This is a genomic window from Caulobacter sp. GW821-FHT10C03 (genome assembly GCF_059415485.1).
Genome location: NZ_JBWKNI010000009.1, coordinates 61,577 through 88,345 on the forward strand (window position 1 = coordinate 61,577; position 26,769 = coordinate 88,345).

The 26,769-nt window shown below is 70.3% G+C and carries 21 protein-coding genes; 13 read left to right on the forward strand and 8 right to left on the reverse strand.

Going from position 1 to position 26,769, the window contains the following annotated elements:
- Nucleotides 1-3: 3 nt before the first annotated feature.
- Nucleotides 4-414, forward strand: coding sequence for a DUF2141 domain-containing protein (locus AC07NG_RS13575; RefSeq protein WP_494594534.1), 411 nt, complete (start codon nt 4-6; stop codon nt 412-414).
- Between the two features lie 166 nt (nt 415-580).
- Here the strand turns inward: AC07NG_RS13575 and AC07NG_RS13580 are convergent, their stop codons facing one another.
- Nucleotides 581-1,495: a hydroxymethylglutaryl-CoA lyase gene (locus AC07NG_RS13580; RefSeq protein ID WP_494594536.1), complete on the reverse strand. Its 915-nt coding sequence runs from the start codon at nt 1,493-1,495 to the stop codon at nt 581-583.
- Nucleotides 1,496-1,671: 176 nt separating this feature from the next.
- On the opposite strand from AC07NG_RS13580, the gene AC07NG_RS13585 reads away from it, so the two are divergent.
- The 5 genes from AC07NG_RS13585 (at nt 1,672) to AC07NG_RS13605 (ending at nt 10,260) form a co-directional block, all read left to right on the forward strand.
- Complete coding sequence (locus AC07NG_RS13585) at nt 1,672-4,152, forward strand: TonB-dependent receptor (RefSeq protein WP_494594538.1); 2,481 nt, start codon at nt 1,672-1,674, stop codon at nt 4,150-4,152.
- Between the two features lie 140 nt (nt 4,153-4,292).
- On the forward strand, nt 4,293-6,350 hold the full coding sequence (locus tag AC07NG_RS13590) for a hydantoinase/oxoprolinase family protein (RefSeq protein ID WP_494594540.1): 2,058 nt from the start codon (nt 4,293-4,295) through the stop codon (nt 6,348-6,350).
- Nucleotides 6,351-6,353: 3 nt separating this feature from the next.
- Nucleotides 6,354-8,237: a hydantoinase B/oxoprolinase family protein gene (locus AC07NG_RS13595; RefSeq protein WP_494594542.1), complete on the forward strand. Its 1,884-nt coding sequence runs from the start codon at nt 6,354-6,356 to the stop codon at nt 8,235-8,237.
- Nucleotides 8,238-8,249: 12 nt separating this feature from the next.
- The gene (locus tag AC07NG_RS13600) at nt 8,250-9,443 is read left to right on the forward strand and encodes a CaiB/BaiF CoA transferase family protein (protein ID WP_494594544.1); all 1,194 of its coding nucleotides are present in this window, start codon (nt 8,250-8,252) and stop codon (nt 9,441-9,443) included.
- Nucleotides 9,444-9,621: 178 nt separating this feature from the next.
- Entirely contained in the window at nt 9,622-10,260 is a 639-nt protein-coding gene (locus AC07NG_RS13605; protein WP_494594546.1) for an isochorismatase family protein, read from the forward strand.
- Nucleotides 10,261-10,417: 157 nt separating this feature from the next.
- On the opposite strand, the gene AC07NG_RS13610 is transcribed toward AC07NG_RS13605, so the two are convergent.
- The 3 genes from AC07NG_RS13610 to AC07NG_RS13620 form a co-directional block, all read right to left on the reverse strand.
- Complete coding sequence (locus AC07NG_RS13610) at nt 10,418-10,882, reverse strand: SEL1-like repeat protein (protein ID WP_494594547.1); 465 nt, start codon at nt 10,880-10,882, stop codon at nt 10,418-10,420.
- A 50-nt stretch (nt 10,883-10,932) separates the two neighbouring features.
- Complete coding sequence (locus AC07NG_RS13615; protein WP_494594549.1) at nt 10,933-11,421, reverse strand: hypothetical protein; 489 nt, start codon at nt 11,419-11,421, stop codon at nt 10,933-10,935.
- 72 nt (nt 11,422-11,493) lie between these two features.
- On the reverse strand, nt 11,494-12,108 hold the full coding sequence (locus AC07NG_RS13620; protein ID WP_494594551.1) for a TetR/AcrR family transcriptional regulator: 615 nt from the start codon (nt 12,106-12,108) through the stop codon (nt 11,494-11,496).
- Between the two features lie 137 nt (nt 12,109-12,245).
- Here AC07NG_RS13620 and AC07NG_RS13625 point away from each other — a divergent pair, with 137 nt between their 5' ends.
- From AC07NG_RS13625 to AC07NG_RS13635, 3 genes are all read left to right on the forward strand, one after another.
- Nucleotides 12,246-13,676 carry an efflux transporter outer membrane subunit gene (locus tag AC07NG_RS13625; protein ID WP_494594553.1) on the forward strand — a complete coding sequence of 477 codons (1,431 nt, stop codon included), beginning with the start codon at nt 12,246-12,248 and terminating at the stop codon, nt 13,674-13,676.
- A gap of 23 nt (nt 13,677-13,699) precedes the next feature.
- Entirely contained in the window at nt 13,700-14,860 is a 1,161-nt protein-coding gene (locus AC07NG_RS13630) for an HlyD family secretion protein (RefSeq protein ID WP_494594554.1), read from the forward strand.
- Between the two features lie 83 nt (nt 14,861-14,943).
- Complete coding sequence (locus AC07NG_RS13635; protein WP_494594555.1) at nt 14,944-16,497, forward strand: DHA2 family efflux MFS transporter permease subunit; 1,554 nt, start codon at nt 14,944-14,946, stop codon at nt 16,495-16,497.
- Nucleotides 16,498-16,685: 188 nt separating this feature from the next.
- Here AC07NG_RS13635 and AC07NG_RS13640 read toward each other — a convergent pair whose 3' ends face one another.
- From AC07NG_RS13640 to AC07NG_RS13655, 4 genes are all read right to left on the reverse strand, one after another.
- The gene (locus AC07NG_RS13640; RefSeq protein WP_494594557.1) at nt 16,686-17,945 is read right to left on the reverse strand and encodes a histidine-type phosphatase; all 1,260 of its coding nucleotides are present in this window, start codon (nt 17,943-17,945) and stop codon (nt 16,686-16,688) included.
- Nucleotides 17,946-18,117: 172 nt separating this feature from the next.
- Entirely contained in the window at nt 18,118-21,015 is a 2,898-nt protein-coding gene (locus tag AC07NG_RS13645) for a TonB-dependent receptor (RefSeq protein WP_494594559.1), read from the reverse strand.
- A gap of 115 nt (nt 21,016-21,130) precedes the next feature.
- Nucleotides 21,131-22,072 carry a FecR family protein gene (locus AC07NG_RS13650; protein WP_494594561.1) on the reverse strand — a complete coding sequence of 314 codons (942 nt, stop codon included), beginning with the start codon at nt 22,070-22,072 and terminating at the stop codon, nt 21,131-21,133.
- Nucleotides 22,069-22,572, reverse strand: coding sequence for an RNA polymerase sigma factor (locus AC07NG_RS13655; protein WP_110119698.1), 504 nt, complete (start codon nt 22,570-22,572; stop codon nt 22,069-22,071). The genes AC07NG_RS13650 and AC07NG_RS13655 overlap by 4 nt, the downstream gene beginning before the upstream one ends.
- A gap of 276 nt (nt 22,573-22,848) precedes the next feature.
- Here AC07NG_RS13655 and AC07NG_RS13660 point away from each other — a divergent pair, with 276 nt between their 5' ends.
- From AC07NG_RS13660 to AC07NG_RS13675, 4 genes are read left to right on the forward strand one after another with little or no spacing between them, the layout of a single operon-like run.
- Complete coding sequence (locus AC07NG_RS13660; RefSeq protein ID WP_494594562.1) at nt 22,849-23,940, forward strand: hypothetical protein; 1,092 nt, start codon at nt 22,849-22,851, stop codon at nt 23,938-23,940.
- Nucleotides 23,937-24,536: a hypothetical protein gene (locus tag AC07NG_RS13665; RefSeq protein ID WP_492856783.1), complete on the forward strand. Its 600-nt coding sequence runs from the start codon at nt 23,937-23,939 to the stop codon at nt 24,534-24,536. Before AC07NG_RS13660 ends, AC07NG_RS13665 begins: the two co-directional genes overlap by 4 nt.
- The gene (locus tag AC07NG_RS13670) at nt 24,529-26,304 is read left to right on the forward strand and encodes an OmpA family protein (RefSeq protein WP_492856782.1); all 1,776 of its coding nucleotides are present in this window, start codon (nt 24,529-24,531) and stop codon (nt 26,302-26,304) included. The genes AC07NG_RS13665 and AC07NG_RS13670 overlap by 8 nt, the downstream gene beginning before the upstream one ends.
- A complete protein-coding gene (locus AC07NG_RS13675; protein ID WP_110119696.1) occupies nt 26,301-26,765 on the forward strand; it encodes a hypothetical protein in 465 nt (154 codons plus the stop codon). The genes AC07NG_RS13670 and AC07NG_RS13675 overlap by 4 nt, the downstream gene beginning before the upstream one ends.
- Nucleotides 26,766-26,769: the final 4 nt, after the last annotated feature.

Below are 26,769 nucleotides of genomic sequence, written 5' to 3' on the forward strand. Positions count from 1 at the left end.
AGCGTGAAATCGAGCATCCTCGCCATCGCTCTCGCCGCCGCCGCGGGGGCCGCGCAAGCGGCCCCCGTGGAGGTTCGCGTCTCCGGCGTCAGCGCCGCCAAGGGCCAGATCGTGGTCTCGGCCTGCGACAAGGCGACCTTCCTGAAGACCTGCCCCTACAACGTGAAGGTCCCGGCCGCCTCCGGCGCGGTGACCGCCAAGATCGCCAACCTGCCGCCCGGCCAGTGGTCGTTCCTGGCCTTCCACGACGAGGACGGCGACGGGGTGATGAAGAAGACCGCCCTGGGCCTGCCCGCCGACGGCGTCGGCCTGTCGCGCGACCCCAAGGCCCGCTTCGGCCCGCCAAAGTTCGAGGACTCGGCGGTGGACGTCGGCGCTGGTGGAGCCAGCGTGGCGGTGAGCCTGAAGTACTGAGACCCCTCTCCCCTTGCGGGAGAGGGTGGCCTCCGAAGGAGGTCGGGTGAGGGGTCGCACAGACCTCGAACGCCGCGAGAGCCGATCAGCTTTCGCGGCGTTTGCTTTTTGAGAGACCCCTCATCCGTCGGCTTCGCCGCCACCTTCTCCCGCAAGGGGAGAAGGATCAGGCGGGAAACCCACCCGCCTTCGACACCATCCCCGGCAGGCTCGGCGCGCCCAGCACGTCCTTGAGCCAGCCCGCCGTGTCGATCAGCGACGGCAGGTCGAGCCCCGTCGCCACGCCCATCCGCGCGAACATGTAGGCCAGGTCCTCGGTCGGCACGTTGCCGGTCGCGGCCGGAGCGAAGGGGCAGCCGCCGATGCCGCCGATCGAGGCGTCGAGGCTGGCCACGCCCGCGCGCCAGGCGGCGAAGGCGTTGGCCAGGCCGGTGTTGCGGGTGTTGTGGAAGTGGGCGCGCAGCACCGCGCCGGGCGCGACGGCGCGGACGGCGCCGAAGCGGGTCTCGACCGCCAGCGGGTCGCCCACGCCGATGGTGTCGGCCAGGGTGATCTCGGTGACGCCGAAGCTCGCCAGTTCGGCGGCGATCCGCGCCACCTGCTCGACGGCCACCTCGCCCTCGAACGGACAGCCGAAGGCCGCCGCGATGGTGACGCCCAGCTTCAGCCCCGCCTGACGCGCGACCTCGGGCGCCTCGGAAATCTGCCTCAGGGTCTCGAAGACCGGGACGCCCTGATTGCGGGCGTTGAAGGTCTCGCTGGCCACCACCACGAAATTGACCTCGTCGACATCGGCGGCGATGGCGCGGTCCAGGCCCCGGCGGTTCAAAACGAGGCCGATCAGCGACACGCCGCGCGAGCGCAGGTCCTGCTGGCCGCGCAGTCGGGCCATCACTTCGTCGGCGTCGGCCATCTGCGGCACGGCGCGCGGATTGACGAAGCTGACCGCCTCCACGCGACGGGCACCGGCCTCGACGGCCTTGAGCACCAGGGCGGCCTTGTCGGTCGCCGAGACCATCGTCTTCTCGTTCTGCAGCCCGTCGCGGGGCGACACTTCGACGATCTCGATGCGGGTGGTCATGGCGCGTGTTCCTCGACGCCCGCGACACGGGCAGGCATGGCGCGCGAGCATGCGCGGCGGCGCCTTCGAAACCAGCGCCCCGCCCCCGGCGCCCGACAGGCGGGGAGCCCGCGCGGCCCCGCAGCGAACGTCGGTACGCGGCGCAAGCTCCCCCGATCAACGAGGGGAGCTGATCAATGAAAACTACTGGAACACTCGCCGCCTGCGCCGGCGTATCGCTGCTGGCCCTGGCCTGGGCCGGCGCCGCGTCCGCCCAGGACACCGCCGTCGAGGAAGTCGTGGTCACCGCCCGTCAGCGGGCCGAGAACCTGCGTGACGTGCCCGCCGCCGTCACCGCCCTGGGCCAGTCGACGCTGGAAGCCGCCGGGGTGGCCCGCGCCGCCGACTTCGTGGCCCTGACCCCTGGCGTCAGCCTGGTGCAGGCCGCCGAACAGGGCGACGCCCAGGTCAACATCCGCGGCGTCAACGGCGCCCGCGACGCCCAGGCCTCGTTCGCCTTCGTCGTCGACGGCGTGCAGATGGCCAATCCGGCCGCCTTCAACCGCGAATTCTCCGACCTTCGCCAGATCGAGGTGGTGAAGGGTCCGCAGGGCGCGGTCTACGGCCGCAACGCCGCCGCCGGGGCGATCATCGTCTCGACGGTCGAGCCGGGCGACGAGTTCGAAGGCTCGGCCAAGCTCAGCGCCGGCAACCGCAAGAGCTACGCCGGCGACCTGCGGGTGGCCGGCCCCCTCACCGACAAGCTGGCCGGCAGCCTGTCGGCCGACTGGCGGCGCACCGACGGCTTCTACGACAGCCAGTTCAGCGACGGCGCCGTCGACCGCTTCCGGGGCTACAATCTCAACGGCCGCCTCGTGGCGCGGCTGGACGAGAAGACCAAGCTCGACCTCAAGGCCCGCTACGGCCGACTGACGGCCGGCTCGATCGCCTACAACGCCGTCTTCGCCCTGCCGTCGTTCGCCTCGGTGCTGAGCACGCCGTCCTACTACGAGGACGTCAACGACCACGACTTCGTCTTCCAGAACAATGTGCAGCACACCAACCGGCAGGAAGCCTTCGAGGTCTCGGCCAAGCTGGAGCGCGATCTGGGCTTCGCCACCCTGACGGCCTGGACGCTCTATTCCGACATCGACAACGACCTGGTCGCCGACGGCACCTCGGCCTCGTTCGGCTTCTTCAACGCCAGCGCCAGTTGCGCGGCCTCGATCGCGGCGCTGAACGCCAAGGGGGTCACCCTGCCCTCGCCGCAGTACCTGGGAACCACCGCCGCCGGCTCGTTCTTCGGCCCCTACACGCCGACGACCTGCGACGGCTACCAGTACCAGAAGCGCGACCAGAGCGACCTGTCGGGCGAGCTGCGCCTGACCTCGCGTTCGGACCAGGCCCTGCGCTGGATGGTCGGCGCCTATGCTCTGCACATCGACCGCGAGGTCGGCGTCGCCACGGGCCTGGACGGCGGCGGCGAGGTTCCGCGGTCGCTCTACGTGCCCTCGTCCTCGGCCTATTCGACCGAGCAGCTCTATTGGGACGACTTCAAGAGCGACGTGGCGGCCATGTTCGGCCAACTGGCCTACGACTTCGCGCCCGGCCTCGAAGGCTCGCTGGCCCTGCGCTACGACCGCGAGGAGCGCAAGGTGCACAACCTCGTCCCGACCGCCGCGCGCACCAAGTACATCGACTTCGACGGCCCGGCCTATACCGGCGGCGCGGCCCTCAACCCCGGCCTCGACACGACGATCAATCCCGGCGGCATCAAGGACCAGAAGAAGACCTACGACCAGCTCCAGCCCAAGATCGCCCTGCGCTGGAAGGCCAGCGACGACTGGACGCTCTATGGCGACTGGGGCGTCGGCTTCAAGTCGGGCGGCTTCAACAGCCAGGGCAGCGCCGCGACCGTGAACCTGTTCATCAACCCGGTGCGTACGGCGGCCGGCTACAAGCCGGTGACCATCCGCGACGACTTCGACAAGGAAGTCTCCAAGAGCTTCGAGATCGGGGCCAAGGGCCGGATGTTCGACGGCCGCCTGACCGTGGACGCCGCCGCCTACCAGACCGACGTCGACGACATGCAGTTCTTCGAGTTCTTCGTCGGCCCGTTCGGCCTGCTGCGCGTGGTGTCGAACATCGACGAGGTGCGGATCAAGGGCGCGGAGCTCGGCCTGCGCTACAAGGCCAGCCCGAACCTGATCCTGGAGGCCTCGGGCGCCTATACCGACAGCGAGATCCGCAAGAACTCGGTGCGGCCCGACACGATCGGCAACGAGTCGCCCTACACGCCGCGCTACACCTGGAACCTGGCGGCCGACTACACCCATCCGCTGCCGCAGAACCTGTCGCTGCACCTGCGGGCCGACGTGCGCGGCACGGGGCCGACCTGGTTCCACGTCGTGCAGGACCAGGACAATCCCACCGTCTTCGAGCTGAGCTACGGGGCGCTGGGCCGGGCCAACTACGCCAAGTCCCGCCGCGACGCCTACACCACGCTGGACCTGCGGGCCGGGGTCGAGGCCGACGCCTGGAGCCTGACGGCCTTCGGCAAGAACGTGCTGGACGAGGACTACGCCGCCGAGGTGATCCCGGCGCCGGAGTTCGGCGGCAGCTTCGTCTCGCCCGCCGCCGGCGCGACCTGGGGCGTGGAGCTCGCCGTGAAGTTCTGACGGTTCGACGGGCGGCGCCCGCACAGCGGTGAAACCCCTCCCCCGATCCGGCGCGCGCCGCCCGATCGGGGGAATGTCGCCCGAATAGGCGTCGCGCCGCCGCCCTGGGGGGAGTTGGCGCGCCAGCAAAGAGGCTGACGATGGCTTACCGATTGGGCGTGGACGTAGGCGGGACCTTCACCGACCTGCTGTTGCTGAACGAGGCGACGGGCGACTTCTGGCGGCACAAGACGCCGTCTACCCCGCATGACAGCTCGGTCGGCGTGATGACCGGCGTCAACGCGGTCTGCGAGAAGGCCGGGGTCAAGCCGTCGGACGTCGACGTCTTCCTGCACGGCACCACCGTGGCCACCAACGCCGTGCTCGAGGGCAAGGGCGCCCGGGTCGGCCTGGTGACCACCGAAGGCTACCACCAGGTGATGCAGATCGCCCGCTCGCTTGTGCCGGGCGGTCTGGCCGCCTGGATCATCTGGCCCAAGCCCGAGCCGCTGGCCAAGCTGGAAGACACGGTCGAGATCAAGGGCCGCATCGACGCGGCCGGCAAGGAGATCCGCCCGCTCGACGAGGCCGACGCCCGCGCCCAGCTGACCAAGCTGAAGGAACAGGGCGTCGAGGCGGTGACCATCGCCCTGATGAACGCCTACCTCAACGGCTCGCACGAGCGCCGCGTGGCCGAACTGGCCGCCGAGATCCTGCCGGGCGTGCTGGTCTCGCTGTCGCACGAGGTCCTGCCGGAGATGCAGGAATACGAGCGCACGCTGACCACCGTCGCCAACGCCTCGGTCCGTCCGGTCGTCTCCAAGTACGTCAAGAACCTGCGCGACAAGCTGCGCGGCCTCGACATGCAGGGCCGCATCGCCCTGCTGCGCTCGGACGGCGGCCTGATGTCGTCGGAGAAGTCCGAAGAGCACCCGGTGTCCTTGCTGATGTCGGGTCCGGCCGGCGGCGTCACCGGCGCCCTGTGGGTGGCCCGCAACTCGGGCCTGAAGAACATTCTCACGCTCGACGTCGGCGGCACTTCGACCGACGTGGCCCTGATCGAAAACGGCGAGCCGCGCCGCGTGCGCACCACCGACGTCGGCCACCTCACGGTCCGCGCCTCGTCGCTGGACGTGAAGACGGTCGGCGCCGGCGGCGGCTCGATCGCCAAGGTGCCGGAACTGACCCGCGCCCTGCGCGTCGGCCCCGAGTCGGCCGGCGCCGCGCCGGGCCCGGCCGCCTACGGCAAGGGCGGAACCGCCCCCACGGTCACCGACGCCAACGTCGTGCTCGGCTACCTGCCCGAAGACCTGCTGGGCGGCGCCTTCAAGCTGGATCGCGAGGCGGCCCGCACGGCGGTGCAGACCATCGCCGACGCCCTGGGCATCGACCTCTACGAAGCCGCCCGCGGCATCATCGACATCGTCAACGAGAACATGTTCGGCGCGCTGCGCATGATCTCGGTGCAGCAGGGCTACGACCCGCGCGACTTCGCCCTGATGGGCTTCGGCGGCGCCGGTCCCCTGCACGTCAACGCCGTGGCCAAGCTGATGGGCTCGTGGCCGGCCGTGTCGCCCGTTTCGCCCGGCGTGCTCTGTGCCCTGGGCGATGCGACGACCCGGATGCGCACCGAGACCGCCCGCTCCTACTCCAAGCGCCTGTCGGCCGCGACCGAGGCCGAGGTGCTCTCCCTGTTCGGCGAGATGGACGGCCAGATCCGCGACACCCTGAAGGCCGACGGCGTCGCCGACGCCGAGATCGAGACGCGCTTCGAGATCGACGTCCGCTATCACGGCCAGGCCTTCGAAGTGCCGATGCACGTGACGCTCGACAGCCTGAAGAAAGGCGGGCTGCAACGCCTGGCCGCCGCCTTCGACGAGGAGCACCGCCGCCTCTTCACCTTCAACATGGACGCCGAGCACGAGCTGGTGAACCTGCGCGCCGTCGCCATGGGCAAGGTGCAGGAGATCCCCAGCCTCGAGATCGAGAAGGGCGACGGCGATCCCTCGCGCGCCAAGATCCGCGACCACGAGGTCTGGGCCGACGGCGGCATGAAGCCGGCCGCCATCTATGACCGCTCCAAGCTCCGCGCCGGCGACCGCATTCCGGGTCCGGCGATCATCACCGAGATGGATTCGACCACCCTGGTGCTGCCCGACTGCGAAGCCGTCGTCGACGTCTACGGCGTCATCCTGATCAACCCTGCCAAGGAATCCTGAGCCATGCCCGCGCGCATCCTGGAAACCAATTCCACGCCCTTCGGCAAGGTCGCCGTCGATCCGGTGACGCTCGACATCATCGAGAACGCCCTGCGCAACGCCCGCGTCGAGATGGACGCCACCCTGTTCCGCACCGCGCTGTCGCCGGGCATCCGCGAGCAGGGCGACGCCTTCCCGCTGATCGCCGACCGCGACGGCCGCATGGTGGTGGGCCAGTTCGGCTCGTTCATCGACGGTTTCCTCAAGGGCTATGACGGCGAGATCGAGGAAGGCGACATCATCCTCGTCAACGACCCCTATTCGGTCGAGGGCGCGATCAGCCACGCGTCCGACCAGCTGTGCATCGCCCCCATCTTCCGCGACGGGCGCCTGGTGGCCTGGTCGGCGATGTTCGGCCACATGACCGACGTCGGCGGCAAGGTGCCCGGCTCCCTGCCCACCGACGCGGCCTCGATCTTCGAGGAAGGCTTCCGCCTGCCGCCGGTGAAGCTCTACCGCAAGGGCGAGCTGCAGGCCGACATCATCCGCATCGCCGCCCACCAGTCGCGCATGCCCGAATGGTTCAAGGCCGACCTGCACGCCATCGTCGCCTCGTGCCGCGTGGCCGGCCGCCGGGTGGTCGAGATCTGCGAGCGCTTCGGCGACGACGTCTTCGCCAGCGCCCTGGACGAACTGCTGGCCCGCAACCATCGCGCCATGGCGCACCTGATCTCGACCGCCATCGGCGAAGCGCCGGTGTCGTTCGAGGACTACATCTGCGACGACGGCAAGGGCGCCGGCCCGTTCAAGATCAAGTGCACCATGTGGCGCGAAGGCGGCAAGGTGGTGCTCGACTTCGACGGCACCGATCCGCAGTCGGACAGCTCGATCAACTTCCTGCTGAACGAGAACATGTTCAAGATGTTCTTCGGCATCTACATGATCATGGTCTTCGACCCGCAGATCCTTTTCAACGACGGCTTCTACGACCTCGTCGACGTGCGGATCCCGGAAGGCAGCCTGCTGAAGCCGAAGTTCCCGGCCGCCTTGTCCTGCCGCACCCACGCTCTGGGCCGCATCTTCGACGTGCTGGGCGCGCTGCTGGGCCAGAAGACCCCGGAATTCCTGTGCGCCGCCGGCTTCTCGAGCTCGCCGCACCTGATGTTCTCGGGCTTCGACGGCAAGGGCGAGTGGTTCCAGCTGTTCCAGATCGGCTTCGGCGGCATTCCGGGCCGTCCGTTCGGCGACGGCGCCGACGGTCACTCGCTGTGGCCGGGCTTCACCAACGTTCCGAACGAGTTCCTGGAACGCTACTTCCCGATGATCATCGAGCGCTACGAGAGCGTGGCCGACAGCGGCGGCGCCGGGCGCTTCCGGGGCGGCAACGGCATCCACATGACCTACAAGTTCACGGAAGCCGGCACGATCGCCATCCACGACGACCGCTGGTTCGTGCCGCCGTGGGGCGTCAACGGCGGCGCGCCTGGAGCGCGTTCCTGGAAACGCCTCGACAAGGCCAATGGCGAGAGCATCGCCCTGCCCTCCAAGTGCGACGGCGTCCAGGTCGACAAGGGCGACCTGCTGCACTTCGTCACCTGGGGCGGCGGCGGCTGGGGCGACCCGCTGGAGCGCGAGGTCGAGCTGGTCGAGCTGGAGGTCGCGCGCGGCCTGGTCAGCGCCGAGGGCGCCAAGCGCTTCGGCGTGGTGCTGGACGCCGCTGGCAAGGTCGATGCGGCGGCTACCGACGCCCTGCGCGCCAAGATCCGCGCCGAACGCGGCCCGCTGGAAGTGTTCGACCGTGGTCCGTCGCTCGACGAGCTGCGCGCCAACTGCCTGGCCGACACCGGCCTGCCCGCGCCGCGTCCGCCCGTGTGGCGCAACGCGCCGCTGGCCCTGGCGGCGGAGTAGGTCGTAAGCGTCATGACGGTTGAAAACACCGGTCCCCTCAAGGGCCTGCGCGTCGTCGAGATGGGCCAGCTGATCGCTGGTCCATTCTGCGGCCAGCTGCTGGGCGACATGGGCGCGGACGTCATCAAGATCGAGCCGCCCGGCAAGGGCGACCCGATGCGCGACTGGGGCCGCGGCGACTATCCGCTGTGGTGGGAGGTCGTGGCCCGCAACAAGCGCACGGTCTCGGCCAACCTCCGCGTGCCCGAGGGCCAGGCCCTGGCCCGCAAGCTGATCGCCACGGCTGACATTCTCATCGAGAACTTCCGGCCCGGTACGCTGGAGGGCTGGGGCTTGTCGCCCGAAGTCCTGCACGCCGAGAACCCAGGCCTGATCATCGTGCGGGTGTCGGGCTACGGCCAGACCGGCCCCTATGCCGACCGCGCCGGCTTTGGCGGCATCGGCGAGGCCATGGGCGGCTGGCGCCACATCGTCGGCGATCCAGACCGCGCGCCCTCGCGCATGGGCATCTCGATCGGCGACGCCCTGGCGGCGACCTACGGCTGCCTCGGCGCCCTGGCGGCCCTGCGCCACCGCGACGCCACCGGCCAGGGCCAGGTGGTCGACAGCTCGCTCTACGAGGCGGTGCTGCAGGTGATGGAAAGCCTGGTCCCCGACTACAAGGTCATGGGCTACATCCGCGAGCGCTCGGGCTCGGTGCTGCCCGGCATCGCGCCGTCGAACGTCTATCACTGCAAGGACGGCGACTACCTGATCGCCGCCAACCAGGACACGGTGTTCGGCCGCCTGTGCAAGGCCATGGGCCAGCCCGAGCTCGCCCAGCACCCGGACTACGTCAACCACGTCAACCGCGGCCGCAACATGAAGGCGCTGGACGCCCTCATCGAAGAGTGGACCAAGACCCTCACGGTCGACGAGGTCGAGGCCAAGATGATCGAGGCCGGCGTGCCGGCCGGGAAGATCTATCGCGCGCCCGAGATGCTGGCCGACCCGCACTTCGCCGCGCGCGAGTCGATCGTCACGCTCGACCACCCGCGCTGGGGCGAACTGCCGATGCAGAACGTCATGCCCAAGCTCTCCAAGACCCCCGGCGTCGTCCGCGCCATCGCCTCGCAGGCGGTGGGCCAGGACAACGGCGCGGTGTGGGGCGAGCTGGGAATCTCGGAAAGCGAACTGAAGACCTTCGCCGAGCAGGGGGTGGTCTAGGACCTCCCCTGCCCCTTGATTGTCATCCCGGCCGCAGCGCAGCGGAGCGCCGGGATCTCCCGCGGCGGCCATATCGGAAGCGTGCGAGGTCCCGGCTCTACGGCGCTTTGCGCCTCCGGCCGGGATGACATCGTTTGTTGGATTTGATGTCCTCTGGTGAGGACGACCGGAGTTTGAAATGGCCGAAGATCTGAACTCCGATTACGAGCGCGCCGGCTTCGGCGGGCGCCTGGCCTTCGGCAAGAGCCCGGCCCTGCTGATCATCGACGTGGTCGACGCCTATCTGCTGCCGGACTCGCCGCTCTATGCCGGCGTCGAGGCGGCCCTGGCCAGCAACGCCCGCCTGCTGCGGGCGGCGCGCAAGGCCGGGATCCCGGTGATCCTGACCAACGTCGTCTACCAGGCCGGCGTCGGCGGCCGCGACGGCGGGGTGTTCTATCGCAAGGTGCCCGCCCTGAAGGCCTTCCAGGAAGGCTCGCCGCTGGGCGCCTTTCCCAAGGAGATCACGCCCATCGAGGGCGAGATCGTGCTGTCCAAGCAGTACGCCTCGGCCTTCTTCGGCACGCCCCTGGCTTCGACCCTGCGGGCCATGGGCGTCGACACGGTGATCATGGGCGGGTTCTCGACCAGCGGCTGCGTGCGGGCCAGCGCGCTCGACGCGCTGCAGCACGGCTTCATCCCGTTCGTGGTGCGTGAAGCCTCCGGCGACCGCGACGAGCGGGTGCAGGAAGCCAACCTCTTCGACCTGCAGGCCAAGTACGCCGAGGTGGTGTCGGAAGCCGACGCGCTGGAGCTGATCGCCGGCGCGACAGGTTAGGCTCGGGTCGGCAGTCTTCGGCCCGCAGCCTCCCCAAAATCCGTAAAACCCCCGCGAAGGCGGGGGCCCAGGCGTTTTATCATCGAGCGCCGCGGGCTTCAGAAAAAGCCTGGGTCCCCGCTTTCGCGGGGATGCTCGGTGGAAATATCGATCGAGTCTAACGCCAGAGCGCCGCCAGCTCGGCGTAGCTGGCTTGGCCTCCGCAAGCCTCGACGGCCTTGGCCGAGCGGTCGCCTGCGGCCAGGACCTTGGCGCAGGCGCGGTTAGCGGCGACCTGGGGCTCGACGATGTCGTAGCGCGGCGCGTTCTCCCGGAAGATCTTCTCGCCGGGCTGATCCAGCGTCTCGCGTTCGGTCCGGGGCAAGGTCCCGCGCGAGGCCGTCGCCGCCTTGCGCAGACGCTCGGCCTCGACCGGATTTTGCTCGACGCCCCGGCCGTTCTCGTACAGCAGGGCCAGGGCCAGCTGGACCTTGGCGCTGGGACCGGCGGCACGGTCGCGCAACTCCTGCGGCGAGGTGGTCAGCGCCAGCTTCAGCGGCTCCAGTTCGGCGCGCCGATCCTCGGGGGCCGTCGCGCAGGCCGTCATCAGCAGCGTCGTTGCGACCAGGGACGCGATGGACATGACCGTCTTCGACAAGGCTTTCCTCCCCTTTTTTTCTAAATTGACGCGGCTCAGCGCCGCCAGCGGGCCGCCAGCTCGGCGTAGTTCTCCTCGCCCCCGCACGCCCCGATCGCTTCGGGCGAGCGATCCTCCTGGGCCAGGGCCTGGGAGCAGGCGAGGTTGATCGTCGCCTGGAACGGCGCGACGTCGTAGCGCGGCACGAAGATCATCGAGACCCGTCCGGGCTTGCCGTTCAGGCCCGCGATATAGGTGGTGATCGGCGTCGACCCGCGCGACGCCGTGGCCGCCTTGCGCAGGCGATAGGCCTCGATGGGGTCGCGCTCGACGCCGCCCTGGCCGTATTCGTAGAGCAGCGACAGGCTCAGCTGGGCCGAGGCGTCGTTGCGGTCGGCCCGCGCGCGCAGTTCCTCCGGCGAGGTCGTCAGCGCCGTCTGCAAGGGACCAAGGCTGGCCAGTCGCGCCTGCTGCGAACTGGCGCAGGCGCCCAGCGCGGCCATGGCGAGGACAAGGACGGCCGTCCGCGCGATCCCGTTCGACAAGGTCAGCCTCCGCACGCCAGAACAACTCCTGAGTGCAACACTACCCCAGAACGCGCGAGGCGCAACCGCGCGTCAGGTCTTGGCTGGCTCCACGCCATAGGCGCGCATGAAGACATCGACGGCGGCGTCCACCGTCTCGTCGACCAGCGACGGGGGAAGCTCCTTCAGGACGCCTTCCAGCAGGCGATAGAACGGTCCCGCCTCGCACAGGGCCTGGAAATGCATGGCCGCCCGCCAGGGGTCGACCCGCCGCATCTTGCCCTGGTCCATGAACCACTCGAAGCGCGCGGTCATCCTGGTCCAGCCGCGCTTGGGGCCGTTCTCGAAGAACAGCTTGCCGAGGTTGGAGCGCGCGCCCTCGGCGATGATCATCCGCCGGAAAGCCATGACCTCCTCGCTGGCGATGAACGTCAGGAAGGCGCGGCCGAAACGGTTCAGGGCCGGACGCAGCTCGTCCTCGGTCTCGAAGGTGGCGAACACCGGATCGATGATCTTGGTCCCCTTCTCCAGCATGGTGGCGACGAAGAGGTCGTCCTTCGAAGCGAAGTAGCTGTAGAGCGTCTGCTTGGAGCCGCCGGCCCGGGCCGACACCTCGGCCATGCTGGCGCCCAGGAATCCACGCTCCAGGAACACCGCCTTGGCGGCTTCCAGGATGCACTTCCGCTTCTCCTCGGTCTTGACGCGCACGCGCTCTCCTCTCCCCCCGATCGACCCAGACTACGCGGCCCAGGCGTTTTCTGGACCAGACTGTACACTTTTCGCTTGACGCCGTCACGTCAAGTTATATTTAGACCGTCCTGTACGGTTTGATATCGAGCAATTCGATGGCCCACTTGTCCCTCCCCCTGAAAACTACCCTCGCGGCCCTGCTCGCGACCTCGGCCCTGGCGGGTTGCGCGGCCGTGCCGACCCTGCCGCCGGCCCAGGCGATCAAGGCGCCCGACGCTTACGCGTCGCAAGCGAGCCTGACCGCTCCTGCCGCCGACTGGCCGGCCGACCGCTGGTGGGCCGCCTATGGCGACGCCCAGCTCGACGCCCTGATCGAAGAAGCCCTGGCCGGTTCGCCCGACCTGGCCGCCGCCCAGGCCCGCGTCGCCAAGGCCGAAGCTCTGGCCGGCCAGGCCCGTTCGGCCACGCTGCCCAGCCTGTCGGCCAACGCCAACTACGCGTCGGTCAAGCAGAGCTACCACAACGGCTTCCCGGCCGCGTACGTGCCCAAGGGCTACAACGACAGCGGCCGCGCGACGCTGGATTTCGCCTGGGAGCTCGACTTCTTCGGCAAGAACCGCGCGGCTCTCGCCGCCGCCACCTCGCAGGCCAAGGCCGCGCAGGCGGAAGCCGCCGAGACGCGCCTCGTCTTGTCGACCAATGTCGCCGCCGCCTATGCCGACCTCGCCCAGCTGTTCGCCGACCGCGACGCGGCGGCCGACGCGGTGAAGACCCGCGAGCAGACAGCCCAACTGACCGCCGACCGCGCCGCCAACGGCCTGGAGAACCAGGGCTCGGCCGAGCAGTCGAAAGCGGCGCTGGCCTCGGCCCGCGCCCAGCTGGCCGCCTCGGACGAAGCCGTCGGCCTGACCCGCAACCGCCTGGCCGTCCTGCTCGGCGCCGGTCCCGACCGGGGCCTGTCGCTGGAGCGTCCGAAGGTCGGCGCGCTGAAAGCCTTTGGTCTCCCGCAGAACCTGTCGGCCGACCTGATCGGCCGCCGCCCGGACGTCGTCGCCGCCCGCCTGCGGGCCGAAGCCGCCGCCCAGAGCGTCAAGAAGGCCAAGGCCGAGTTCTACCCCAATGTCGACCTCTCGGCCTATTTCGGCCAGCAGTCGCTGGGCCTGGACATGTTGACCAACAGCGGCTCGCGCATCGGCTCGTTCGGTCCGGCTATCCGCCTGCCGATCTTCCAGGGCGGCGCCCTGCGGGCCGGCTATCGCGGGGCCGCGGCCGACTACGACGCCGCCGTCGCCAGCTACAACGGGACCCTGTCGCAGGCCCTGAAGGACGTCGCCGACGCCGCCGTCAGCGCCCGCGCCCTCGACGCCCGCCTGGGTGAAAGCCGCAAGGCCGTCGACGCCTCGTCGGCCGCCCACGACATCGCCCTGCAGCGCTATCGCGGCGGCCTGGCCACCTACCTCGACGTCCTCACCGCCGAGGACGCCCTGATCGCCAACCAGCGGACCCTCGCCGACCTCGAGACCCGCGCCTTCACCCTCGACGTGGCGCTCGTGCGCGCCCTCGGCGGCGGCTACCGCGCCGCCTGACCCGTTTCCCGGAGCATCCCCCAATGTTCGATTCCGAAGCCTCCGCCGACGCCCCCAAAGTCGGCGCCCAAGCCCAGGCCGCCTCGCAGAAGGCCGCCGGCGCCAAGCGCAAGAAGCTGTTCGCCGGCCTCGCCGCCGTCATCGTCGTCGCCGGCGCCGGCTATGGCGCCTACTACGCCCTGGTCGGCTCGCACCACGTCGAGACCGACAACGCCTATGTCGGCGCCGACACCGCCCAGGTGACCCCGCTGGTCGGCGGTCCGGTGCGCAGCGTCGCCGTCCACGAGACCCAGGTCGTCCGCCAAGGCGACGTGCTGGTGACCCTCGACGACAGCGACGCCCGCATCGCTCTCGCCTCGGCGCAAGCCGATCTTTCCCGCGCCGAGCGCCGGGTGCGCGGCTATCTGGCCACCGACCAGAGCCTGGCCGCCCAGATCGCCGCCCGCGACGCAGACCAGACCCGCGCCGCCGCCAACCTGACCTCGGCCCAGGCCGACCTTGAGCGCGCCCGCGTCGACCTGGATCGCCGCAAGGCCCTGGCCGCCACCGGCGCCGTCTCGGGCGACGAACTGACCCGCGCCCAGAACGCCTTCGCCAACGCCCAGGCGGCCTTCGCCTCGGCCAAGGCCTCGCAGGTCCAGGCCCAGGCCAACCGCGCCGCCGCCGCCGGTTCGCTGGCCGCCAACGCCGTGCTGACCGCCGGCGCCAGCGTCGACGCCAACCCGGAAGTCGCCGCCGCCCGCGCCAAGGTCGAGCAGGCCCAACTGGACCTGTCGCGCACCGTCATCCGCGCGCCGATCGACGGCGTCGTGGCCAAGCGCAACGTCCAGATCGGCCAGCGCGTCGCCGCCGGCTCGCCGGTGATGCAGGTGGTTCCGATCGGCGCGGCCTATGTCGACGCCAACTTCAAGGAAGGTCAGCTGCGCAAGGTCAAGATCGGCCAGCCGGTCGAGCTGGAAGCCGACCTCTACGGCGGCTCGGTGAAGTACCACGGCAAGGTCGCCGGCCTGTCGGGCGGCACCGGCGCGGCCTTCGCCCTGATCCCGGCCCAGAACGCCACCGGCAACTGGATCAAGGTCGTGCAGCGCCTGCCCGTCCGCGTCGCCATCGACCCGGCCGACCTCAAGGCTCACCCGCTGCGCGTGGGCCTGTCGATGAAAGCCACGATCGACACCCGCGGCTAAGAGCGCGTCGGGCGAAAGTGTAAGCGGTTTCGCCCGCCAGACGCGCGCCAAGCGTAGAACCCTTCAGAGCAAGGATAGCCGTCATGGCGACCGCTCAAGCCGTCCCCGCAAGGGCGGCCTCCGAACCCGCGCCGCTCAGCGGGCCGGCGATGATCTTCGCCGGCCTGATCCTGGCCGCCGCCAACTTCCTGGTGGTGCTCGACACCACCATCGCCAACGTCTCGGTGTCGAACATCGCCGGCGCCCTGGGCGTCTCGCCGAGCCAGGGCACCTGGGTCATCACCTCCTACGCCGTGGCCGAGGCCGTGGTCGTGCCGCTGACCGGCTGGCTTTCGGCCCGTTTCGGCGCGGTCAGGGTGTTCGTCTTCGGCATGATCGGGTTCGGGATCTTCTCGTTCCTGTGCGGTCTTGCGCCGTCGCTGGGCTTCCTCGTCCTGTTCCGCATCCTGCAGGGCGCCTGCGGCGGCCCGCTGATGCCGCTGTCCCAGACCCTGCTGCTGCGCGTCTTCCCCAAGAAGCACGCGGCCGCGGCCACCGGCCTGTGGGCCATGACCACCCTGGTCGCCCCGATCCTCGGGCCGATCCTGGGCGGCGCGCTGTGCGACAGCGTAGGCTGGGCCTTCATCTTCTGGATCAACGTGCCGATCGCCATCGCCTGTTCCTGGTTCGCCTGGAACCTGCTGAAGGCCCACGAGACGCCTCTTGCCAAGGCGAAGGTCGACCTGGTGGGCCTGGGCCTGCTGGTCGTCTGGGTCGGCTCGCTGCAGATCATGCTGGACCTGGGCAAGGAGCACGACTGGTTCTCCTCGCCGCTGATCATCGGCCTGGCCCTGGTCGCGGCCGTCGGCTTCGTCGCCTTCCTGATCTGGGAGCTGACCGAGCAGAACCCGATCGTCGACCTGCGGGTCTTCCGCCACCGCGGCTACACCGCTGCGGTCATAACCCTCAGCGTCGCCTTCGGGGCCTTCTTCGGCATCAACGTGCTGAACCCGCTCTGGCTGCAGCAGAACATGGGCTACACGGCCACCTGGGCCGGCTACGTCTCGGCCCTGCTCGGCGTCACCGCCGTCATGGTCGCGCCGCTGGCGGCCGGCATGTCGGCCAAGCTCGACGCCCGCAAGCTGGTGTTCCTGGGCCTGATGTGGATGGCCTTCATGACCTTCTTCCGGGCGCAGGCCAACCAGCAGATGGGCTATTTCGACATCGCCCACTGGCTGCTGTTCCAGGGCTTCGGCATGCCGTTCTTCTTCGTCCCCGTGACCGCCCTGGCCCTGGCCAGCGTCCGGGTCGAGGAGACCGCCAGCGCCGCCGGCCTGATGAACTTCTGCCGTACGCTGTCGGGGGCCTTCGCCACCTCGGTGGTGACCACGGTCTGGGCCGACGGCGCCAGCCGCAACCACAATGAACTGTCGGGCGTGCTCAACGGCGCGCAATCGACGATGGACCAGCTGCAGGGCGTGGGCCTGACGCCCGAACAGGCGCGCGGCACGCTGGACAACATGGTCCAGAGCCAGGGCGTCATGCTGGCCACCAACCAGGTATTCATGGCCATGGCCGTGCTGTTCGTGGTCGCCGCCCTGATCGTCTGGCTGGCCCCGAAACCGACGCGGGTCGCCGATACGTCGGCCGTGCACTGAGGCAAGTGGGGGAGCGGCGAAGGTCGCTCCCCTCTCCTATACTCCCGTCATTCCCGCCCTTGTGGCGGGAACCCCTCTGTCAGCCGCAGGTGCAGGTGGGGCGGCGTGCTGAGCACGCCGCTTGCGCCTCACGTTAAAGCGGAACCAGGGTTTCCCGCCACAAGGGCGGGAATGACGGGAGATTGGGGTTAGCGGGCCACGGCCCCCTTCACCACCGCCGCGAACGTCTCCGCCGGGCAGTCGTAACCCGCCCCCGCCTGGCTGCAGCCCGGCACGAAGATCGGCGAGGCTTCCGGCGGGGCCGCCAGCGTCAGGGCCTTCTTCCCGCGCAGCTGCGACAGGCTCTGCACCGCGTAGCGCACGCGGATCACCCGCACGCCGTCGGCCCGTTTCCAGCGCTCGAACACCAGATTGCCGCCCGGCGCGATCTGGTTGGGCTGATAGCCCGGCGCGGCCCATTCCAGGCCCAGGAGGCCGCCCAGCATGGCCAGGGTGCCGTCGTGGCCGACGATCACCACCATCTTGGAATTCGCGTCTCCGATCGCGTCCTTGCCGGGCTTGGTCTCCAGCGTCGCCAGGATCCGCGAGGCGAGGTGGCCGGCGCCCGTCCGCGCCACTTCGTGCGAACGCAGGCGCAGGTCGAACTCGGCCTGGTGCAGCGGGAAGACCCGCAGCAGCGAGGCCTCGTCCAGGCCCTTCCAGCCCAGGCTCGCGAAGTCCTGGCCGTCGGCCCAGGCCATCAGCAGGCTCTCGGTGACGCCAGAGGCGAAGGCCTCGGGACCGGCGATGCCCACCGTCTCGTCGGCGTCGTCGAGGAAGGCCGGGGCCTCGTCATAGACGCGGCGCTTGCCGGCGGCCTTCGGGCACGGCGCGGCGTCGCACTGCATCAGCAGTTCGTCGAGGCTGGCGATGGCGTCGCCGTGGCTGGCGCTCCAGGCGGCGAGGCTGCCCCCCACCCGGCCAGCGACCGAAGCGCGCGCCAGGGCGAGGTCGGGCTTGGCGACGCCGGCCTTCACCGGCTCGAACATCGGATCGATCTTGCCCTCGCCCACCGTGTGGACGTCGATGGCGCAGCCCGGCGACAGCCCCTCGCCCAGCGCCTTGGCCGTGGCGATCGTGCGCTGGGTGACATTGGCCCAGTAGTAGACCGCGCCGCAGTCGGCGCCGGCCAGCAGGCCCTGCTTGGCGTAGAGCGAATGATAGTAGGTCCCGAACAGGGTCGAGAGCGCGCCGCCGTTGGCCGTCAGGTGGCCCGGCGGTACGCCGAAGCGCGGCCAGGGCCTGGCGGTGGCCGTCTCCAGGCGCTCGGGGCTCGACATCGCCGCGCGCACGCCGTGGCGGCTGAGGATCACCACCTTCTCCAGGGTGTCGCCGGCCTGCTGGGCGGCGGCGGGCGCGGCGACCGAAACGGTCAGCGCGGCGGCGAAGAGGCGGGCAAGCAGACGCATCGGAACTCCCAGAACGAAAAACGGCCCGCACAACGGAATCGCGCGGGCCAGTCAAGGGGATCGGAACGGAGGAGCGCAAGGGGCGTCCCCTCCGGAAAGTCGGGATCGCCGCCCCGGCCGCCAGGAAAAGCAGCCGGGGCGCGACAGAACTCCGTGAACGGAGCAACCAGCCTTAGAACTTGGCGCGCAGGCCGAAGCTGACGGTGCGGCCGTACTTGGTGTAGCCGCCGAACCAGCCGCCCTTCACGAACTGCCATTGGGCAGCGTCGGTCAGGTTCTGGCCTTCCACCGCCGCGGTGATCTGCGGGGTGATCTTGTAGCTGATGCTGGCGTCCAGCGAGCCGAAGGCGGCGTCGTTGAGGGCCGACAGGCCCGCCCCGCCGACGTCCTGCAGCACGTCGTCCACCCAGCTGTAGCTGGCCCGGGCCGCGATGCGGTCCTTCTCGTAGAAGCCGGTCAGGTTGAAGCTGTTCTTGGCGACGTTGACCATCTGGTCCTTCAGCGTCGCCGAGTAGGTCGCCTCGGTGTCGGTGTAGGTGTAGTTGGCCAGGAAGCCGAGGCCGTCGAACGGCGCGGGCAGGCTCTTGAACAGGTGCTGGTAGGCCAGCTCGACGCCCTTGATCGTGGCCTGGCCGCCGTTGGTCGGCGAGGTCAGCTGGTAGGTCTGGCCGTCGACAACGATGTTGGTCTTCTGGCTGTAAACGAAGGTGGTGATGTCCTTGTAGAAGGCGCCGGCGATCAGGGCGCTGCCGGGGGCGAAGTACCATTCCAGCGTGGCGTCGTACTGCCAGGCCTCGAACGGCTTCAGTTCCGGATTGCCGCCCACGGCCGTCAGCACCGTGCCCGAGGAGTTCAGCGTCAGGCGCGGGGCCAGATCGGCCAGCGACGGACGGGTGATCACCTTGGCCACGGCGACGCGGGCCTGCAGGGTGTCGGTGATGTCGAGGGCGAAGTTGGCCGTCGGCAGCACGTCGGTGTAGCTCTTCTCGTAGCGCACCGGCACGGCGGTCGTGCCGTTGTCGGCGTGGCCGGCCGAGACCTGCTTGGTGTTGGCCACGCGCACGCCCACTTCGCCGCGCAGCGGGAGGTCGGCGATCTTGGTGTCGAGGTCGGTCAGGGCGTAGCCGGCCAGGATCTCTTCCGACACGAAGTAGGAGTTGCGCTTGTCGGCGCGCGCCGTGCCCAGCTGGCTCTTGTCGGCCAGGGCCCAGAACTTCTCGGGGTTGGGCATCACCCAGGTGCGCGGCAGGTTGCCGCCCACGCCGCCGAGGAAGTCGCTGACCGGGAAGGCCTCGAAGTAGCTGGCGTCGAAGTACTTGCCCGCCAGGTTGGTCGTGTAGTTGATGTCGGCGCGATTATAGGTGCGCTCGCGTTCGCGGAACTTCACGCCGAAGGCGATGCGGTTGAACGGCCCCCATTCGACCGGACGCTCGGCGTCGGCCTGCAGGGCCTTTTCCAGATCCAGCGAGTCGTTGACGCGGTACTCGATGCGGCGGAACGGCAGCAGCGAGGGGTTCGAAAGGTTGGTCGTCGCCAGGGTGACGCTCGGCAGCTCCTCGTCGTCGGCCTTGGTCATGTTGAAGGTCGTCTGGCCGATCGAGCCCAAGAGGCGCGTGCGGGTGATCGGCTTGGAGGTCTCCGAATAGGCGCGGGCGTAGGCCGCGTCGCCCGAGAAGGTCCATTCGCCGATCCGCTGCTTGCCGTTGATCGCCAGCATCAGGTTGTCGTGCGCCAGGTCGCTGACTTCGCGGCCGATCTGGCTGGTCGAGGTGACCGTGCCGCCCACGAGGGTTCCGTCGCGCACCACGGCCGTGCCGGGAACCAGGGTCGAGACCGTCTGGTCGACCGAATAGGTCAGCTCGTCATAGTGGTCGTCGAGGTGGGTGTAGCTGGCGTCGAAGGTGATCTCGGTGGCGTCGGTCGGCCGGTACTGGGCCGAGAACACCAGGCCCTTGCGCTCGCGATCCTCGCGCTCGAGGGTCGGGCGGATGGCGGTCGGATAGAGGCTGATCCCCTGCGCCGCCAGGCTCTTGCCCAGGGTCGTGGAGGTGTCGACATAGCTCCAGCCCACGCCGGTGACGCGGTCCTGGCGCAGGGTGCGCTGGTCGTAGACCAGGGCCAGCAGGGTGCCGAAGCTCTTGTCGTCATTGACCCAGCTGATCAGGCCCGAGGCGCGCGGGTCGGTCTTGCCGGCCAGTTCCGGATGGCTCGCCGTCACCGAGGCGGCCATGGTGTTCTTGCCCAGGGTCAGCGGGCGAAAGGTCTTGATGTCGACCACGCCGCCGATCGCGCCCTCGTCCAGCGAGGCCAGCGGCGTCTTGCCCACCTCGACCCCGGCCACCAGTTCGGACGGCAGGGTGTCGAAGCGGAACTGGCGGCCGCTCTGGCCGCTGTCGCGCATGTTCTCGTTCACCGCGGCGCTGCGGCCATTGAGGGTGACGATCTGGAAGTTGGGACCCAGGCCCCGGACACGGACGAACAGGCCCTCGCCGCGGTCGCGGGTGATGGCCACGCCCGGCACCCGTTGCAGGGCTTCGGCGATGTTGTTGGACGGGAACTTGCCGATGTCCTCGGCCGAGATGGCGTCGACGACGTTGGCGGCCTTGCGCTTGTCGGCGAGCGCCCGGGCCAGCGAGCTGGCGAAACCGCCCGTGACGACGACCTCCTCGACGGTGGCGGGCTCCTCGGCGACCGGCTCGGCGGCGGCCGGAGCCGACGCGGCCTCGGCGCGGGCGACCGGGGCCGGAGCGGTCGAGATCTTCTGGGCCGCCGGGCGCAGCACCGCCGCGCCGCCGTTGCGCACGTAAGTCAGGCCGGTGCCGCGCAGCAGTTGGGCCAGGCCGCTCTCGGCGTCGACCTCGCCGCGCACGCCGGCGGTGCGCTTGCCCGCCAGCAGGGCCGGGTCGGCCAGCACCTGCAGGCCGGTGGCGCGCGAGAAGGCCGGCAGGGCCGTCGACAGGTCGCCGGCCGGGATGGCCAGGGCCGGCTTGGGCGCCGGCGCGGCCAGCGCCGAACCGCCCGAAAGCAGAGCCACGGCCGAGGCCGTACCGAGCCAGGTCTTGAAGGTCATCGTCTATCCCCGAGTTCGCGCGGCGTGAGGCCGGCTTCGGCGGGAAAGACGCTGGCGCCCCGCCTGTCAGGACAGGGAATTTTGTGAAGTTTCCGCGACGGGGTCAGCCGACGCCTCAACGGGTGAGGACGAGGCCGCCCTCGCCTTCCCTGACCTTGAAGCCGTGGACGAGCGCCAGATTGCGCACCAGGGCGTCCGGATCGTCCATGCGGAAGCGGCCGGCCACGCGCTGACGGCCCAGATCCTCGCCCTCGACCACGATCGGCGTCGGCGAGGCGCGGTTCAGCCGCTCGACCAGCCGCGCCAGGGTGACCCCGTCGGTCTCCAGCCAGCCCGATCGCCAGTCGTCGCCGGCCGGGTCGAAGGCCCGAACCTTGGACAGCCGCCCCTCGGTGGCGAAGGCCCGCTGGCCGACGGTCAGTTCGGCCGTGCGATGGATCAGGCCCTTGGGCGCCAGCCGCACGCGGCCGCGATGCACCGACAGCTCCACCCGCCCCGGGCCGCGCTCGTGGCTGAGCTCCAGGTCGAAGGCCGTGCCCAGCACCCGGGCCGAGCCTTCGGCGGTCTTCACCGTGAACGGCCGCGCCGCGTCGTGGGCGACGTCGAAGAAGGCCTCTCCTTGCGCCAGAGCGACCTCGCGACGTTGCGACCCCATCCGGACCGACAAACGCGTGCCGCCGTCCAGCGTCACCCGGGTGCCGTCGGCCAGGGCGACGGTGCGATGCTCTCCCCTGCCCGTCTCGAAGATCGTGGGCGTCACGGTCATCAGTTGCAGCTGCGGCCAGGCGATCACGGCGGCCAGGGCGCAGGCGGCGACGAGGCCGCCGGCCAGGCCGGCGATCGGCCCGGCCCGACGGGCGCGCACCGCGCGGCGCTGTTCGCTCAGCGCCATGGCCTCGGACAGGGCCGCGTCCTGGCTGGTGGTCCACAACTGGTCGAAGGCCTGGGCGTTGGCGGCGTCGGCGGTCCGCCAGGCGGCGAAACCGGCCTCGTCGCGGAAGGCCGGGTCCATCCGGCGGGCGGCCCACAGGGCGGCGGTGCGGCGGGCGCGGCTCATCGGCGGCCTCCCGCGCGGCGCTCGGCCTTGGCCACTTCGCGATGCAGCTGCTCCAGCGCCCGCACCACGTGCTTTTCGACGGCCGCCTCGTTCATGGCCAGGGCCGCGGCGATCTCCCGCGTCGTCTGGCCGTGCAGGCGGCGGCGGATGAACACGTCGCGGCGCAGCGGCGGCATGGCGTCCAGCACCTTGCCGAACACCTCGACCTTCTGGCGATGCATGAGGATCTGCTCCGGCGCGGGGGCTTGGCAGGGAATGTCGTCGTCCAGCGCCTCGACCGGCCGCCGCTTGCGGCTGCGGAAGTGGTCGCGGACCAGATTGAGGGCGATGCGGTAGCCCAGCGCCGCGCGGTCGGCGACGGTGCGCGCCTTCTCGTAGGTCAGCAGCCGCGCGAAGGTCTCCTGCACCAGGTCGTCGGCCGCCGCCGGGTCGCGCGTGCGCCGGACGATGAAGTGATAGAGCTCGTCACGCTGGGCGCGCAGGCTGGCCAGGTCGGTCATGACGCGACACGCCAGAACACGAGGCGCCTGGCGCGAAGGGATGCGGGCTCCGGAAACATGGGCCGGCGCTAGCACGGCTTCGTGACAGTTCTTCCGCCGCGCCCTCGGGAATGAGGTCCGCCGCGATCGTCAGCACACGGGCGAAAGCACCCGGTGTGAATTCACCACGTGCGATGTTTCAAAGCTTTACAAACAATTGCAACTCTGACACGAGTCCAGCGCCACGCCAACCAGAGCGTGGATCGCCCGGTCGAAACCAGCCTCAGGGAGGGATTGGTGCTCGAGTCGTCGGTGTACCCCAGCGTAGCGTCCCAGAGCGTAGATCTTCCGAGCACGGAGCCCGCGGACCTGCTGGTCACGGGCATCGGCGGAGCCACGCCCAAGGCCGCATCCGTGCTCAGCCAGGCCCTCGACATGCCTGTCGAGACGGTGGTCGACGCCCTCTATCGCGCCCCCGCCCGGCTGCTGGCCGGACTGCCGGCGGCCGACGCCACGCATCTGGCCGGCGTCATCCGTACCCTGGGCGTCGAGGTGGCCGTGACCCCGGCCGGCCCCGCTCCGGCCCGCGCGCCGGCCGTGGATCTGGCGGGCGAGCTCATCGATCTGGACGCCGCCGACGCCGTCGGCCAGGCCCTGGGGCGGTTCCTCGGCATGGAGCCGAGCGTGGCCCTCGACCTGCTGCTGACCCCGCCCGGCGTGATCCTGGGCAATGTCACCGAGGCCACGGTCCGGGCGCTGGAAGCCGCCCTGCCCGCCGACGCCGTGCGCCTGACCGCCAGTCGTCCCGACACCGCTGGCTTCGCCCTCTTCGCCAGCGGCCTGTCGCCCCTGCAGGTCGGCATACTGCGCCCGCGCCTGCCGGCCGGGGCAGAGATCGCCGCCGGCGGTTCGGCCACCGTGTTCGACCTGACCCGCGGCGAGGCCGACGGCCTGTGGCGGCGGCTGAAGGCTCCCGAGCAGGTGCGGATCATCGACCAAGCCTTCCTGCGCTTTTCCATCGAACTGGTCGCCGCGCCGGACGACGCCGCCGAGGCGCTGGAGGCCTTGGCCGGCGTTCCGGTCGAGGACTACGACCTGCTGCGCCAGGCCCTGCCGGTTCCGATCGAGGCGGGCGTCGCCTTCGCCGATCTCGAAGACCGGATGGCCGCCTACGAGGCCGCCAACCTGCATGTCCGCGCCGAGCTGGAGACCTTCGCCCACCAGGCGCTGGACATCCTGTCGGCCCCGGCCGCCCTGCTCGCCGAATTCGGCCTGGCCGGCCCCGCGCCGCTGGCCACTCCGCCGATGCCCCGCCCCCACGCCCGCCTGCTGCGTCATCGGCTGGAAGCGGCCGGCGCCGAGGTGCTGTTCGCCGAGACCGTCCGATGAGCGGCCAGACCATGACCGCCCGTCCCGACGTCCATCGCCTGCACGCGGGGGTCGCCGAGGCCGGCAAGCTGCTGGCGCTGAAGGGCCGCCACGACGAGGCCCTGGCCAAGTATCGCGAGGCCCTGCGCCTGGCCCATGGCGTGCGCGCGCCGCAGATCTTCGCCCGCCACTACCTGCACTGCGTGCTGGAGAGCCTGGAGCGCACGGGCGCCCACGACCAGGCCGCGACCCTGGCCGGCGAGGCCGCCAGCAGCGCCGCCGCCGAGCTGGGCGACGGAACGCCCAGCGACTTCCAGCGCCGCGACCGCGCCTTCCTGCTGGAGCGCCTGGGCGTCAATCGGCTGAAGGCCGGAGACGTGGCCGGCGCCCGCGACGGCCTGGCCGCCGCCCTGGCCCTGGACGAAGGCCTGGGCCTGGCCCGCGACCTGCTCTCCTGGACCGCCCGGGGCCTCGGCGTCACCGCCGCCCGGCTGGCCGAGGCCCAGCGCGCCCACGGCTACTGGACCGTGCGCGCCGACACCGTCGATCGAACCCGCGTCTGTGAATCCCCCGTGTCGCCCCGGGAGCCGATGAGCAAGGAACCGATGCATGGCTGACGAGAACCCCATCGAGAAGATGACGCCCGGCCAGATCCTGGCCGACGCCAGCGTCGCCGAGTTCATCAAGGCCATGGGCCTGTCGATCGCCGACGCCCAGAAGGCGCTCGACCTCAACAGCCTGGCCCAGGTCGGCGAGTACGTGGAGCCCCGCCCGGGGCTGGGCGGCAAGAGCCTGCTGCAGCTGGGCCTGTCGCCGCCCTTCTACCACTACCAGCACGCCGACCTGACGGTCTCGATGCAGCTGACCATGAAGGTCGGCGAGGCCAGCGCCTTCGGCATCGGCGGCAAGCTGGACTTCGGCTTCGGCCAGGGCGGTCCGCAATCGCCGGCCAACGCCCGCGAGGCTCAGATCACGCTGAAAAGCCTGCCCGCCAGCGTCACGGTGGACGGCGCCAAGACCGACGCGGCCGGCGCCGACCTGGAGGCCGCCGCCGAGGCCGTGGCCCAGAAGCTGCGCACCCCGGCCGGCAAGTTCGAGCGGGCCTATGTCGAGGCCCAGCACACCAAGGTGCAGTTCAAGCTCGATCCCGACACCGCCAAGAACCCGATCAAGACCGACAGCGGCGTGGCCTTCTACGGGGCCGGCGAGTCCAGCGTCGGGGTGATCCGCATCGTCGAGACCCCCACCGCCGGCGCCAGCGAGGACTTCGTCCTGGCCGCGGGCAAGACCGCCAACGTCAAGAGCCAGGCCAACGAACTGCTCTACGCCCGCGCCGTCGTCTCGGCGATCAACGCCCTGGGCGGCTTCAAGGCCAAGCTGCAGCGCGATCCGGTCGGCTCCACCCTGCCGGTCGGCGGCGGCACGCTGGGCATCGCCCTGTTCGACAGCGGCAGCTCGGTGCTCAAGCCCGCCGCCACCGAGGAGCTGGGCCTCCTGGCCCGCACCCTGCGCGACAGCGGCTCGGTGGTCGACGTCATCGGCTTCACCGACCGCGTCGCCTCGCAGGACTACAACATCAAGCTGGGCGAGGACCGCGCCAATGCGGTCGCCAACTACCTGAAGAGCAACGGCGTCCCCGCCGCCCAGATCCGCAAGGTCGAGACCAAGGGCGAGGACCGCTGGGTCGGCGCCACCGACGAGGTCTCCAACCAGCAGTTCCGCCGCGCCGAGGTGCTGCTGGCCGACTCCAACGACCTGCTGATCATCGTCGACTCCGCCGGAACCCAGCTGCAGGCGACGCCCACCCCGGACAAGACCGGCGGCAGCGCCAGCGGCAACGGCTTCATCATCGTGCGCCACTTCACGGCCCAGGCCGTCGACGCCACGGCGGTCAAGGTCGGGGCGTCCGACACCTCGGTGGCGATCAGCGGGGCGGCGGTCAATTCCGGCGGCTCCAACTTCGCCGGCGACACCCCCGAGGCCTACGCCTTCAACCTGACGCGCGACGTCAACGCCGGCAGCGCCACCCACGGCGTGCGGGCCACCCGCCAGGGCGGGGTCGTCACCTTCGCCGACGCCAAGGACGTGGTGCTGATCAACCTGGTCACCCTTTCGGCCAACGACATCGCCCTGTCGGCCGCCGACGGCGCCAGCATCACCAAGGCCCTGGCCCCCATCGCGGCGGGTCCCACGGCCAGCGGCGACAAACCGAAGATCTCGGTCGCCGTCGGCCTGGCCGTCGACTACCGCACCAGCCGGCAGTTCGAGCAGTCGGTGAACGGCAACAGCAGCATCTCGGCCCGCATCGTCGCCGTGCCCGCGCCCGTCGAGTTCCTCGACGAGATCAAGACCTACCTGACGCCAGCCCCGACCCCGACGCCATGAGCGAAACCGCCGCCGTCACCCGGCAGCTGCTCTCTGCGCCGCTGCCGCAGATCATCGAGCGCCTGGGCGTCGCCATCGCCGAAGCCCAGGCCGCGCTCGACCGCAACAGCATCGCCACGGCCCAGGCCATGGCGACGACCGACATCGAGATCGGCGGCGAGACCCACAACCTGATCTCGCTGGGCTTCACGCCCACCTTCTACAGCTTCACCGAGGCGACGGTGGAGGCCAAGCTCTCGTTCAGCATGACCGAGAGCACCGAATTCGGCGTCTCGGCCGGGGCGAGCGTGGGGGTCAACACCGGCTTCGTCATGGTCGCCGCCTCGGTAAACGTCAGCTACGCGCGCAAGTTCTCGGTCAGCGCCGAGGGCATGAGCTCGATCGCGGCCCGGCTGGTCAGCCTGCCGCCCCCAGAAATCCTCGAAAACCTGCTGCGCAGGATCAGCGAACCCACACCCTAGGAAG

What these genes read in the sequence shown, in the direction of transcription:
- AC07NG_RS13580 (WP_494594536.1), bottom strand. Translation starts at nt 1,495, where the DNA reads ATGACCACCCGCATCGAGATCGTCGAAGTGTCGCCCCGCGACGGGCTG.
- AC07NG_RS13585 (WP_494594538.1), top strand. Translation starts at nt 1,672, where the DNA reads ATGAAAACTACTGGAACACTCGCCGCCTGCGCCGGCGTATCGCTGCTG.
- AC07NG_RS13590 (WP_494594540.1), top strand. Translation starts at nt 4,293, where the DNA reads ATGGCTTACCGATTGGGCGTGGACGTAGGCGGGACCTTCACCGACCTG.
- AC07NG_RS13595 (WP_494594542.1), top strand. Translation starts at nt 6,354, where the DNA reads ATGCCCGCGCGCATCCTGGAAACCAATTCCACGCCCTTCGGCAAGGTC.
- AC07NG_RS13600 (WP_494594544.1), top strand. Translation starts at nt 8,250, where the DNA reads ATGACGGTTGAAAACACCGGTCCCCTCAAGGGCCTGCGCGTCGTCGAG.
- AC07NG_RS13605 (WP_494594546.1), top strand. Translation starts at nt 9,622, where the DNA reads ATGGCCGAAGATCTGAACTCCGATTACGAGCGCGCCGGCTTCGGCGGG.
- AC07NG_RS13610 (WP_494594547.1), bottom strand. Translation starts at nt 10,882, where the DNA reads ATGTCCATCGCGTCCCTGGTCGCAACGACGCTGCTGATGACGGCCTGC.
- AC07NG_RS13625 (WP_494594553.1), top strand. Translation starts at nt 12,246, where the DNA reads ATGGCCCACTTGTCCCTCCCCCTGAAAACTACCCTCGCGGCCCTGCTC.
- AC07NG_RS13630 (WP_494594554.1), top strand. Translation starts at nt 13,700, where the DNA reads ATGTTCGATTCCGAAGCCTCCGCCGACGCCCCCAAAGTCGGCGCCCAA.
- AC07NG_RS13635 (WP_494594555.1), top strand. Translation starts at nt 14,944, where the DNA reads ATGGCGACCGCTCAAGCCGTCCCCGCAAGGGCGGCCTCCGAACCCGCG.
- AC07NG_RS13640 (WP_494594557.1), bottom strand. Translation starts at nt 17,945, where the DNA reads ATGCGTCTGCTTGCCCGCCTCTTCGCCGCCGCGCTGACCGTTTCGGTC.
- AC07NG_RS13645 (WP_494594559.1), bottom strand. Translation starts at nt 21,015, where the DNA reads ATGACCTTCAAGACCTGGCTCGGTACGGCCTCGGCCGTGGCTCTGCTT.
- AC07NG_RS13650 (WP_494594561.1), bottom strand. Translation starts at nt 22,072, where the DNA reads ATGAGCCGCGCCCGCCGCACCGCCGCCCTGTGGGCCGCCCGCCGGATG.
- AC07NG_RS13655 (WP_110119698.1), bottom strand. Translation starts at nt 22,572, where the DNA reads ATGACCGACCTGGCCAGCCTGCGCGCCCAGCGTGACGAGCTCTATCAC.
- AC07NG_RS13665 (WP_492856783.1), top strand. Translation starts at nt 23,937, where the DNA reads ATGAGCGGCCAGACCATGACCGCCCGTCCCGACGTCCATCGCCTGCAC.
- AC07NG_RS13670 (WP_492856782.1), top strand. Translation starts at nt 24,529, where the DNA reads ATGGCTGACGAGAACCCCATCGAGAAGATGACGCCCGGCCAGATCCTG.
- AC07NG_RS13675 (WP_110119696.1), top strand. Translation starts at nt 26,301, where the DNA reads ATGAGCGAAACCGCCGCCGTCACCCGGCAGCTGCTCTCTGCGCCGCTG.